This is a genomic window from Elioraea tepidiphila DSM 17972 (assembly GCF_000378465.1).
GTDB lineage: Bacteria > Pseudomonadota > Alphaproteobacteria > Acetobacterales > Acetobacteraceae > Elioraea > Elioraea tepidiphila.
Genome location: NZ_KB899915.1, coordinates 87,555 through 99,473, shown reverse-complemented (window position 1 = coordinate 99,473; position 11,919 = coordinate 87,555). Strand labels below are relative to the sequence as shown.

The 11,919-nt window shown below is 72.6% G+C and carries 10 protein-coding genes; 2 read left to right on the top strand and 8 right to left on the bottom strand.

Translation table 11 applies throughout. From position 1 onward, the window contains the following. Positions 1–37: 37 nt before the first annotated feature. The 6 genes from F563_RS0106350 to F563_RS0106325 form a co-directional block, all read right to left on the bottom strand. Positions 38–871: a phage capsid protein gene (locus tag F563_RS0106350; RefSeq protein ID WP_019013816.1), complete on the bottom strand. Its 834-nt coding sequence runs from the start codon at positions 869–871 to the stop codon at positions 38–40. 303 nt (positions 872–1,174) lie between these two features. Then, positions 1,175–1,939 carry a capsid assembly protein gene (locus tag F563_RS0106345; protein WP_019013815.1) on the bottom strand — a complete coding sequence of 255 codons (765 nt, stop codon included), beginning with the start codon at positions 1,937–1,939 and terminating at the stop codon, positions 1,175–1,177. 13 nt (positions 1,940–1,952) lie between these two features. After that, positions 1,953–3,467 (bottom strand): portal protein, encoded by a 1,515-nt coding sequence (locus tag F563_RS21795; protein WP_019013814.1) that lies wholly within the window; start codon positions 3,465–3,467, stop codon positions 1,953–1,955. Between the two features lie 8 nt (positions 3,468–3,475). After that, positions 3,476–3,691, bottom strand: coding sequence for a hypothetical protein (locus F563_RS0106335; protein WP_019013813.1), 216 nt, complete (start codon positions 3,689–3,691; stop codon positions 3,476–3,478). Positions 3,692–3,838: 147 nt separating this feature from the next. Next, positions 3,839–4,261: a hypothetical protein gene (locus tag F563_RS0106330; protein WP_019013812.1), complete on the bottom strand. Its 423-nt coding sequence runs from the start codon at positions 4,259–4,261 to the stop codon at positions 3,839–3,841. Then, entirely contained in the window at positions 4,258–4,635 is a 378-nt protein-coding gene (locus F563_RS0106325) for a hypothetical protein (RefSeq protein ID WP_019013811.1), read from the bottom strand. Before F563_RS0106325 ends, F563_RS0106330 begins: the two co-directional genes overlap by 4 nt. A 129-nt stretch (positions 4,636–4,764) precedes the next feature. On the opposite strand from F563_RS0106325, the gene F563_RS0106320 reads away from it, so the two are divergent. Continuing rightward, a complete protein-coding gene (locus F563_RS0106320; RefSeq protein WP_019013810.1) occupies positions 4,765–5,409 on the top strand; it encodes a LexA family transcriptional regulator in 645 nt (214 codons plus the stop codon). A gap of 3 nt (positions 5,410–5,412) precedes the next feature. Here the strand turns inward: F563_RS0106320 and F563_RS21790 are convergent, their stop codons facing one another. Next, entirely contained in the window at positions 5,413–7,434 is a 2,022-nt protein-coding gene (locus F563_RS21790; protein WP_019013809.1) for a phosphatidylglycerol lysyltransferase domain-containing protein, read from the bottom strand. A 21-nt stretch (positions 7,435–7,455) separates the two neighbouring features. Further along, positions 7,456–9,054, bottom strand: coding sequence for a lysine--tRNA ligase (locus F563_RS0106310; RefSeq protein ID WP_026299373.1), 1,599 nt, complete (start codon positions 9,052–9,054; stop codon positions 7,456–7,458). Between the two features lie 56 nt (positions 9,055–9,110). Between F563_RS0106310 and F563_RS0106305 the strand changes: the two genes are divergently transcribed. Beyond that, positions 9,111–11,900 carry an ATP-dependent DNA helicase gene (locus tag F563_RS0106305; RefSeq protein ID WP_019013807.1) on the top strand — a complete coding sequence of 930 codons (2,790 nt, stop codon included), beginning with the start codon at positions 9,111–9,113 and terminating at the stop codon, positions 11,898–11,900. The last annotated feature ends 19 nt before the right edge of the window (positions 11,901–11,919 follow it).

The following is an 11,919-nucleotide window of genomic DNA, read 5'->3' as shown; positions in this document are numbered from 1 at the left end:
GCACGGCGGGAGAGGGGAGGGCGAAGCGATGCGGTCGCTATTCCCGACAGCGCATGCGCACGACACCGTCGGCGTCGATCAGCACCGCACCCTGGCTCATCATGTTGTTGACGAACCAGGCGGCGCGCTCGCCGTGCCAGGTGATGTCGGTCTGGACCTCCGAGCCGACCGCATGGCCGATCGCGGTGCGGTGGAACCAGTAGCAGAAGCGCAGCGTGCCGTTCCGGGTGAGGCCCGAATGCGGCATCCAGAGCGTGCCGAGCCAGCGCTTGGCCTGCGTGCCCTTCCACGGCAGCTCGTCGTCGCCGATGTAGTCGGCGTTGGCGAACTCCGGGATCTGCAGCAGGTCCGACCACTGCTTCCAGCCGATCACGGCGTAGCGCTGGCCGTCATCCGGCACGTCCGCCGCGCCCAGCATCTCGAAGGCGAGCAGGATCTTCTGCTTGGTCAGGCCGTCATCGTCGGTCTGACCCGCGCCGGCGCCAACCGCCTCGCGCGTCGCCTGATCGAGGGCGGCGATGATCAGCTCGTCGGTCTTGCGGCCGAGCGCATAGGCGCCGGCATTGGCGATCACCGCGCGCTCGTCATGGTTGATCTTGAGCTCGTCGAGCTTGTCGATCCAGTCGCCGGCGTAATAGTCGGCGAGGAAGCACTCGACGGGCTCGTGTTCGAGGTTCATCACCGGCACCGCGCCGTGGCGCGCCTTGGTGCCGGCAACGCCCTTGCCGACGCGCTGGAACACGGTGGAGGCGCCCTTCACGCCGGTCTTGGACCGGACGGTCGGGCGCAGCTTGGAGCCGAGCCGCTGGTAGGACTCGTGCACCTCCGTCTGGAACTGCTTGACGAAGGCTTGGTCGATCGAGGTGGCCACGATCGGGTTTCCCTGATGTCGGTTGCGGAGTGGGTTCGGGGCTGTGGCGCGCGGTTGTCCCGGACGGGGCCGACTCGCACAGGCGCGGATGCCGGGCCGCCTCGGGCGGTTGACCGGCATCCGGCCGGCACGCCATCGGAACGGCAGCGTGCCGAAACAGGCGGGACGGATGCGCGGGGAAGGGGAACGCGCATCCGTCCCGGTTCCGGGGCGAGCGCGGGAAGGGGCGCGCTCGGAAGCCCCGGCCCGGCCCCCGCGCGCGATGCGGCGCGGGCGGCCGAGAGGGTTCAGGTGTCGATGGGCTCAGCGCTCGCCGGGGAAGAGCCGGCGGAAACCGTCGGAGACGCGGCCGACGAAGTCCGGATCGCGCTTCTTCCAGTAGCGCGGGTCGCGCATCATCGCGCGGAGCTCGTCCTCGCCGAGCGACGGACCCGGCTCGGCGTCGCGCAGCAGGCCCGGCTCGTTCTTCTCCATCATCCGGTGCAGCGCGAGCACGCCTTCGAAGGTCGACGAGAGGGCCTCGAACACCGACTCGGGGAGGTTCGCCTTGCCCCAGGCGGCAAGCTGCTTGGCCACGCGCGCCCAGCGCTCCTCGCCACCGAAATGATCCCTCAGCCGTTCGATCTGCCGCTCGGCCTCGAACATCTGCGCGGCCTCGGCGATCAGCGGCAGCAGGCGCTCACCGGCGAGGTCGTAGACGAGCTGCACCTGGGTCGGCGTGAACCCCGCCTGGTGCAGGCGCCGGTTCACCTCCGGATCGGGCGTGAGCAGCGGGTGGTGCGGCTCGATCGTGTAGGCGTCGGGCGTCTCCGGCACGCCGAGCGCGCGCAGCAGGCGATTGCGCGCCTCCTCGTCCCCCTCGTCCTCGGGCAGCGGCACCATGCGCGAGAGCCGCTTCTCGAGTTCGAGATAGGACTTGAGCAGCGCCTCGACTCGGATCTGGCCCGCCTCCTCGTCCCAGAACTTCTCGGGCACCTCGGCCGGACGCTTGCCGCGCGGGGCCGGCTTCGCGGCACCATCCTTGCCGCCCGCATCCTCGAGCGTGATGTCGATCAGGTTGTCAGCCATCGCTGTGTCCTCGTCAGGCGGCCGGATCGAGGCCGTGGGGCAGGGCATCGTCGGCGTCGGCCGCGAGCGCGGCGGCGCCGGTCTTCAGGGCGTGCGCCTCCTCGGCCGCGCTCACCACGAGGTCTGGCGGCACGCCGAGCAGATTGGCGAGCCAGCGGGAGGCGGCGGCCGGATCGGCGGTCTGTGCAGCGGCGGGCCCGAGCGCGCGCACCGCGTCGAGCCACATCAGCGTGCCCGAGGCCTCCGACCGCGCCTGGATCTGCGCGAGCGGGCTGCGCCAGACGAGCCCCGCCATGCCGCCATCCAGGCCGAACGCCGGGACCAGGCCACGGCGGCGCAGGATCGCGAGGCACCGGTCGATCAGCGGCGTGAGCAGCTCGGTCTGCAACCGCCCGAAGGTCGCGCCGAGCAGCCGCGCCATCTCGGCCGCGCGCTCCATCACCTCGGTCGCGGTCATGCGCGCGCCCTGCACGGGGCCCAGCCGGTCGGTCAGCAGGGCGTGGCGGATGCGCGCGCGCAGATCGTCGAGCACGAGCTGGCTGACATCGAACCGGCCGGGAGCGGCAAGCGGGGTGAGGCCCGAGGAACCCACCGCCTTCGGAATGATCGCGCCGGGCACGAGTCGGATGTTCGCCGGGTTCAGCACGCCGTCATCGTCGGCCTGCCAGATGCCGGTGACCGCGATCGAGGCGTTCTTCAGGATCAGCTCGACCACCTTGTTGGCGGTGCGGATGTCGGGCAGCGCCTTCATCACCGGGCTGCGGCCATAGGTCTCGCCGGGCGCCTTCATCCAGCGGAAGGCGATGAAGGGCGAGGAGGCGAAGCGGCCGCGCGCGAGGATCGCGGCCGGCTCGTCGCCCGCGCGCAGCAGAGCCGCGTAGGCGTAGCCGCGCTGATCCGGGATCACCGCCTCGATCACCTCATGGCGCGTCGGTTCGCCCTCGCGCTCCTCCGGGCCGAGCAATGCGCGCGGCAGCGCGGCGCCCGGGAACCGGGCGCGGATCTCGTCGCGCGTCATGCGCAGGCTGCGGAACACGGTATCGAGCTTGCGGTCCGGCCCCTCCTCCAGCGTCACCTCGGCGAGCGGCACGGCGGCGAAACGCAGGACGGAGGGTTCGCCGGGCGGCGCTTCCTCGATCGCGAGGCAGGCGGTGCCGGCGATCACCAGGTCGAGGAAGCACTGGTGCATCTCGACGGTGAAGTTCGACCGTTCCAGCTCGGCGTGCAGGGTCTCGGCCGCGGTTTCGAGGGTCGAGGCCCAGGCATCGCCCGCGAGCGTCGCCGGCACGGCGCGGCCGGGGACGAAGCCGAACCAGCGGAGCCAGGGCGGGGTCAGCTCGGCGAGCAGCGAGGCGGCGAGCTGCTCGGCGGCATCGGGGGCCGTGCCGTCGTAGATCGGCACGCCGGTGTCGCCCGGGCGGCCGGGGAGCGCGTGGTCGTAGCAGTCCTTCCAGATGCCGTCCCAGATGCGGCGGCGGGCGAGCGCGCGCGCCTGGCGCGCGAGGATCGCCTCGGGGTCGAACTCCACCTGTGCCCTCACTCGCCGAGCAGCGACTTGCGGTTGGTCGGGGGCAGCGCATCGGCGAGCACGCCGCGCCAGGAGGTGGCGACGGTGCCGGCCATGCCACTGCGGCGCGCCTCGAGGGCGGCGATGCGGCGGGCGCGCTCCTCGTCCGCGGGGGCGGGCTGGGCGGCAGGCTGCGGAGCAGGCGCGGCAGGAGGGGGTGCGGGCGCGCGGAACAGGCCACCCATGCGTGCTCTCCTCGGGACAGGGCGCGGGCCGACAAGCCGACGGCCGGCCCCGAGGGGCCGGCCGTCGTAGTCGGGGAGGGAGGATGGAGCCAGAGGGCACACTCCGCCCCTTGGCCTGATCTTTCTAACGGCGGGGGCGTCGGAGCGTCAAGACTTTTTTCCTATCTGTCCAGCGGCGTAATGGCGTGCGAGGCGGCGGTAGAGGCCGAACGGCGTCAGCACCAGCCTCCAGCGCAACCCGAGCAGCCTCAGGCACGCCGTCACGCAGTTGAACGGGGCGAGCGGGGGCAGCAGGCTCGGCCCGGCCGGCGCCGGGGTGAACGGGCCGAGTACGCGAAACCCGGCGCGGCGCCAGAACGCCGGCAGGTCGAACTCGCGCTCGACCCTGAGCCGCTGCACCACCAGCCGGCGCGCGAGCGGGTCGACCAGCGTCCAGCCGGTCGTATCCGCGACGGCGCAGAAGCAGTGGCGGAAACCCGGGCGCAGCAGCGCCAGCCATGGCAGGTCGGCACGGCCGGAGAACGCGACCCAGATCGCGCTCTCGGGCGCATGCTCGGGGAGCCCGGTCATGCGACGATGCCCTTCATGCGCAGCGGCCATTCGAGGCGGTCGAGCGCCTCGCGCCAGAGCCGGAGCGCGGAGTGGTCGCCCGGGTGCCGCGGGTCCGGCGGCACCTGCTGGTCGCCGAAACGGCGCAAGACGCGCAGATGCGCGATCTCGATCCGCCGCTGACGGTAAAGCCGGTCGAGGCAGCGGATCACGTCATCGGGCTCGCAGGGGCGCGGCTTGATGCCGAGGCCGGCGACGATGCGCGCCCCGGCGTTGCGGGCGGTCAGGGCGGCGAAGGTCCAGAACCAGGCTTCCTCGGCGCTGGCGAAGGGTTCGGTACGGGTGGGGCCGGACAGCACGGGGGCGTAGCGGCGTTCGGCGGCTGCTGCGGGCATTCGGTCCTCGTCGCGCGGGGGTTGTGAACAAAACAGGAACATTTACCCCTGGTTGCCCCAAGACCGCAAGCCTAATCGGAAGTCATTCCTAGTGATCGAATCGCGAACATGTAGGAGAGTGTCCCTATCATGCGGCACGAGGACATCTGGCGCGCGATCGACGCGCTCGCGGCCGAGCACGGGCTCTCGGCCTCCGGCCTCGCCCGCAAGGCCGGGCTCGATCCCACCACCTTCAACCGGTCCAAGCGCGAGGCGGGCGGCAAGCCGCGCTGGCCCTCGACCGAAAGCGTCGCCAAGGTGCTGGACGCCGTCGGCGCGCCGCTCGAGGCCTTCACCGCGCTGGTCACCGGCTCGGCGCCGATGCCGCGGCGCAGCGCCGCGCCTGCGGCCCGGCGCATCCCGCTGATCGGCCTCGCCCAGGCGGGATCGGACGCCTATTTCGACGATGCGGGCTACCCGGTCGGCGGCTCATGGGACGAGATCGAGTTGCCCAACATCAGCGATCCGCACGCCTACGCGTTGGAGATCTCCGGCGACTCGATGGAGCCGGTCTACCGCGACGGCGACATCGTCATCGCCTCACCCGCGGCGCCGACCCGACGGGGCGATCGCGTGGTGGTGCGCACGGTCGAGGGCGAGGTGATGGCCAAGGAACTGGTGCGCCGCTCCGCGCGCAGGGTCGAGCTCGCCTCATTGAATCCCGCCTTCCCGGGCCGCAGCCTCGACGTCAACGAGGTCGCCTGGATGGCCCGGATCGTCTGGGCCAGCCAGTAGCGGTCACGCGGTCTCGCTGACGCGCGCGACCTTCTTCTCCAGCGCCGGCACCAGCGGCAGCAGCTTGATGAGGTCGCGCTCCGCCTTGCAGGCCAGGTAATGCTGCGCGGGCAGTGCATCGCCCGTGCTCTCCGGGGCGAACTCACCCGCTTCGGTCAGCGGAAATGGGGTGAGGCCGATATCGCTGTAGACCCGCAGCAGGTCCGGGCCGACGCGCCAGAACGCCGGATCGACGTTCTCCTGCTCGCAGAGGTCGCGGAAGCGCCAGATCGCCGAGACCCGATCGGTCGGATCGCCGACCGGATCGCCGATCGCGAGCCAGATGCCGGGCAGGCGCATGAACGCGATCGCCGCACCCTCGTCCTCGCCGAACACCAGCCCGTCGGTGCGCGGTGGTGGAGGCACGCGCGCAAGCGCGGCATAGCGTTGCGCCGCCATCCCCGACGGCGCGGCGGCGGTGATCCGGGCCGGCCTGATCAGCCGCACCAGCGCCACCAGCAGCAGCGCCACGCCGAGCGCGATCGTCGCCCGCAGGCTCCACGGTGCATCGCCGGCGAGCACGAACTCCCACCAGGTCTCGGCGGTCCAGTCGCGCCGCAGATGCGTGAACAGCGCGAGGCTGACGGTGCAGACCGCGAGCGCCACGACCGCCGCCACCCAGCCCGCCGTGAACGGCTCCGCCACCAGCCGCGTGTCGCGGTAGAAGTTGCGCCGGAACGGCAGCACGCAGACCGCGGTCGCGAGCATCATCGCCGGCACCGGCCAGCCATGCCCCTTCGCGGCGGCGAGTCCGGCCGCAAGCGTCAGCGTCACCAGCACGGCCGCCCAGGCCATGGTCACGTGGCGCCACAGCCCGTACGCCAACACCAGCAGCGCCGCGCCGAGGATGGAGGCGCCGAAATGCGACACCTCGACAATCGGTGTCGCTTCGGTCACGCCGGCCCAGGCGAAAGGCGCCTCCAAGGGGGGTGCCGTGCCGAGGAACAGCATCACTACGCCGGCGAGGGTCACCGCCGCCGACAGGACGGGTGCCACGAACGGATCGCCCCAGCGCGCGACCTGGTCGAAGGCGCGCGCCATCGCCACCCGGCGCAGCACGATCTCGTTCAGCGCGAACATCGCCCCCGCGATGAACAGCGGCAGAACGTAATAGAACAGCCGGAACATCAGCAGCGCGCCGACCACGGTCGCCGCCGGCACGATGTCGGTGAGCCCCAGCAGGATCGTGCCGTCGAACACGCCGAGCCCCCCCGGCACGTGGCTCGCCATCGCCGCCGTGTAGGCCGTGACATAGACCGCGAGGAACACGAGGAAGGTGAGGCCCGGCGTCTCGGGCAGCAGCACGTAGAAGATCAGCGCGGTGAGCGCGACATCGACCGTCGCCAGCGCCACCTGCATCGCCGCGAGCCCGGGGCCCGGCAGCGGCACCTCGGTGCGGCCGAACCGGAGCGGGCGGCCGCGCAGCTTGCCCGCCACCGCGTAGAACGTCACGAGCCCGAGCATCGCCACCCCGACCGCGTGCATCACCGGGTTCGGCACCCAGCCGCCGAAGCCCGGCACCGCGGTCGGCACCGTGAGTAGCACGATGCCCCCGAGCGTCAGCCCGCCGAGCACGAAGGTCAGGCTGCAGAACGCGACCACGCCGGCGATCTGCAGCGGCGACAGCCCCCACAGCGCATACAGCCGGTAACGGATTGCCGCCCCGGACACCATCGCGAAGCCGATATTGTGCGACAGCGCATAGGCGGTGAACGAGGCGAAGGCGATCCGCCCGTAGGACAGCGGATGGCCGACGAAGCGCGTGCCCAGCGCGTCATAGAGCGTCAGCACCAGATAGGCGACGACGGTCACGCCGAAGGCGAGCGCGAGCGCCGTGAACGGGATCGCGCCCATGGCGCGCAGCACGTCGTCGAGCCGCAGCGTGGCGAGTTCGCGCTGCACGACATAGAGCGCGCCCACCAGCAGCGCGATGCCGAGCACCGCCGGCGCGTGGCGCAACAGCGATGCCGCCCGCCCCTCCGCCACGGGCGCCCGCGCGCGGTCCGCTCAGGCCGCGCCCGGGCGCGCCCGGGCGAGCGTGGACCGGATCAGCGCGACCGTCTCGGCGACACCGTAGAGGGCGACGAAGCCGCCGAAGCGCGGCCCTTCCTGCTGGCCGAGCAGTACCTGGTAGAGGCAGCCGAACCAGTCGCGCAGCCGTTCCTTCGGCACGTGCCGCTTGCCGGCCTCGAACACGATGTCCTGGAGCGCGGCGGCGTCGGCGTCCGGCGGGGCGGCTTCCAGCGCATCGGCGAGGTCGGCAAGCGCGGCCGCCTCCTCCGGCGTGGGATCGCGGAAGCGTTTCGCCGGGCGGACAAAATCGCGATAGTAGGCGATCGCCCGCTGCACCAGCGTCGCCAGCATCGGCGAGGCCTCCGGCGTCGCCTCGGGCGCGTAGCGGCGGATGAAGCCCCAGAGGATCTCCGGCCGCTCGGCGTTCACCACGCTCGCGAGGTTCAGCAGCATCGCGAAGGAGATCGGCGGCGGCGGCTCGTTCGGCACATGGCCGAGATGGATGTGCCAGGCCGGATTGGTCGGCCGCGTCTCCTCCGGTTCGCTGCGCAGCCGCTCGAGATTGGCGAGATACTCGTCCACCGTGCGCGGGATCACGTCGAAATAGAGCCGCTTCGCCGTCTGCGGCTTGTTGTACATGAACTGCGCGAGGCTCTCGGGGGGCGCGTATTCCAGCCACTCCTCCACCGAGAGCCCGTTGCCCTTGGACTTCGAGATCTTCTCGCCCTTCTCGTCGAGGAACAGCTCGTAGGTGAAGCTCTCGGGCGGCTCGGCGCCGAGGATGCGGCAGATGCGCGAGGAGAGCCGCACGGAGTCGATCAGATCCTTGCCCGACATCTCGTAATCGACGCCGAGCGCGAACCAGCGCATCGCCCAGTCGGCCTTCCATTGCAGCTTGCAGTGCCCGCGCGTCACCGGGGTCTCGACCAGCCGCCCTGTCTCCTCGTCGCGCCAGATCACCGTGCCGGCGTCCAGCTTCCGTTCGAGGATCGGCACCTGCATCACCCGCCCGGTGCGCTGGCAGACCGGCAGGAAGGGCGAGTAGGTGGCACGCCGCTCGGGCCCGAGTGTGGGCAGGATCACCGCCGTCACCTCGTCATAGGTCTCCAGCACGCGGGTGAGCGCCGCATCGAACCGGCCCGAGCGGTAGTACTCGGTCGAGGAGGCGAACTCGTACTGGAAGCCGAACTGGTCCAGGAAGGCGCGGAGGCGCGCGTTGTTGTGGTGACCGAAGGATTCGTGCGTGCCGAACGGGTCCGGCACCGAGGTGAGCGGCTTGCCGAGATGCTGCGCCAGCATCTCGCGGTTCGGCACGTTCTCGGGCACCTTGCGCAGCCCGTCCATGTCGTCCGAGAACGCGATCAGCCGCGAGGGCAGGGGCGAGAGGCGGCTGAACGCGTGGCGCACCATGGTGGTGCGCACGACCTCGCCGAAGGTGCCGATATGCGGCAGGCCCGAGGGCCCGTACCCGGTCTCGAACAGCGCCTCGGCCTTGCCCGTCGCCGCCAGCCGGTCGACCACGCGCGCCGCCTCCTGGAACGGCCAGGCGCGCACATGGCGGAGTTCCGCCGAGGGCGAGGGATGAGGCTGCATCGCCGCACCCTATGGAGCGGCCCGAATCGGGTCAATGCGAGGATGCGCCGGCGCCCATGAGCGCGCATCGTCCGCGCCTCGTACTGCCTGACGGGCCGGTGCTGGCCGCACGCCACCATCGTGGCGCGTTGCTCTTTCCCGATGGCGAGCTCGTGGTCGAGGAGACGCGCGGCCTGCGCGCCCGCCTGAAGCAGGCCCCGCCGCCGATCGTCTGTCATCTGCCGGCGACCGCGCGCAGGCTCGGACTCGGCCCGTTCCCGGCCGCCGACATCCTTGAACTCTTCGCCTTCGTCCGGCCCGCCGAGCCGGTGGTGGCGAGCCCGCGCGGGCTCGCCGAGGCGCTCGGGCTCGCCCCGCCCGACTCCCTGGAGGACGAGGCCGTGACGCTGCGCGACGCAGCGGTCGCGCTCTTGCGCGCGCTCGCGGCCAACCGGGCGGCACCGCTGAACCGCGAGGCCGCCAGGCTTGCCGCGCTGATGGGCAGCGCCGGCTGGGCCTGGGCCGCGCCGGTGATGGCCGCGCTCGGCGCGCCCGATGCGGCGCCGGCGCCGCGCGCGCTCCGGGTCTGGGAGGTGCTGCCCGAATGGGACGAGACCGCGCGCCCGCCGCCGCCCTCGCACCACCCGGTCGAGCCGCGCGAGGCGCGCGCGCGGCTCGCGCAGATGCTCGGCATCACCGCCGAGGATCGGCCGGGCCAGGCGGACCTCGCCTCCGCCGCGACGGCGGCCTTCGCGCCGCGCGAACGGGCCGGCGTGCCGCGCGTGGTGCTCGCCGAGGCCGGCACCGGCACCGGCAAGACCGCGGCCTATCTCGCGCCCGCCAGCCTCTGGGCCGAGCGCAACGGCGCGCCGGTCTGGATCAGCACCTACACCCGCAACCTCCAGCGTCAGGTCGATGCCGAAAGCGCGCGGCTGTGGCCGGAGGAGGCGGAGCGGCGCCGCCAGGTCGTGATCCGCAAGGGGCGCGAGAACTATCTCTGCCTGCTGAACCTGGAGGATGCCGCCTCCGGTGCGACGCGCGGCGGCGTCGCGGCGATCGCGCTCGGGCTGATGGCGCGCTGGGCGCTCGCCACGCGCGACGGCGACATGGCGGGCGGCGATCTGCCGGGTTGGCTGCCGGAACTCGTCGGCACCGCGAACACGCTGGGCCTCGCCGACCGGCGCGGCGAGTGCATCCACAGCGCCTGTCCGCATTGGCGCACCTGTTTCATCGAACGCACGATCCGCCGGGCGCGCAGCGCGCGCATCGTCGTCGCCAACCACGCGCTGGTGATGGTGCAGGCGGCCTGGGGCGGGCTGGACGAGACGGGCCTGCCCTACCGCTACGTGTTCGACGAGGGCCATCACCTGTTCGACGCCGCCGACTCGGTGTTCGCCGCCGCGCTGTCCGGCGCGGAGACGGCGGAGCTGCGCCGCTGGCTGCGCGGCGCCGAGGGCGGGCGGTCGCGCGCGCGCGGGCTGCGTCGGCGCGTCGAGGACCTGGTGTCCGACCGCCCGCCGCTTGCCAAGGCGCTCGCCGCCGCGGTGGAGGCCGCGCGCGCCCTGCCCGATCAGGGCTGGCTCGCGCGTCTCGCCGAACCCGCCCGGCCCGAGCTCGGCGGCATGGCGCCGGGGGCCGAGAACCCGAGCGAGGCGTTCCTGCGGCTGGTGCGCGAGCAGGTGCTGGCGCGCGCACGCGACTCCGACTCGGCCTCGCGCGAGACCGAGGTGCGGCCGATGCTGCCCGGTCTCGCCGCGGCGGCGGAGCGGCTGGATGGCGCGCTCGCGCGCATCGAGGCGCCGCTCAAGGAGTTGCGCGAAGGGCTCGCCGCGCGCCTCGACGACGAAGCCGAGACGCTGGACAGCGCGACACGGCAGCGGATCGAGAGCGTGTGCCGCAGCCTCGCGCGGCGCGCGCTCGATCCGCTCGGCGCCTGGCGCGGCATGGCGCGCGCGGTGGCGGCGGACGCGACCGAGACCGGCGGGCCTGGCGAGACCTTCGTCGACTGGCTGGAGATCGTCAGCCGCAGTGGCCACGAGGTGGATGTCGGGATGCGGCGGCACTGGGTCGATCCGACCGCGCCCTTCGCGCGCGTGGTGGCCGAGCCCGCGCACGGCATGCTGGTCACCTCGGCGACGCTGCGCGACTCCGCGGGCGACGAGGAGGCGCGCTGGCAGGCCGCCGAGGAGATCACCGGCGCGATCCACCTGCTGGCCCCTGCCCTGCGCGCCGCCGTGCCCTCGCCGTTCGACTACGCGGGCCAGACGCGTGCCTTCGTCGTCACCGATGTCGCGCGCGACGACGCGGCCCAGGTGGCGGCCGCCTATCGCGTGCTGTTCGAGGCTTCGGGCGGCGGGGCGCTCGGGCTGTTCACCGCGATCGCGCGGCTGCGCGAGGTGCATCGGCGCATCGCCGCACCGCTGGAGGCGGCCGGGATCACGCTGCTCGCCCAGCACGTGGACGCGATGGACAATGCCACGCTGGTCGATGTGTTCCGCGCCGAGGAGGATGCCTGCCTGCTGGGCACGGATGCGATGCGCGACGGCGTCGACGTGCCCGGCCGGTCCTTGCGCCTGATCGTGTTCGACCGTGTGCCCTGGCCGCGCCCGACCATCCTGCATCGCGCGCGTCGTGCCCGCTTCGGCGGCGCCCGGCCCGGCCAGATCGACGACCGCATCACGCGCGCGCGGCTGCGCCAGGCTTTCGGAAGGCTGATCCGCAAGGCCGATGACCGCGGCTGCTTCGTGCTGCTCGATTCGCGCGCGCCCTCGCGGCTGCTCGCGGGCCTGCCCGAGGGTGTCGCGGTGCAGCGCGCCGGGCTCGCCGAAGTGGCCGAGGCGATCCGACGGTTCCTCGCTTCGGGTTGACGTCACGGGCCGGCTCGCG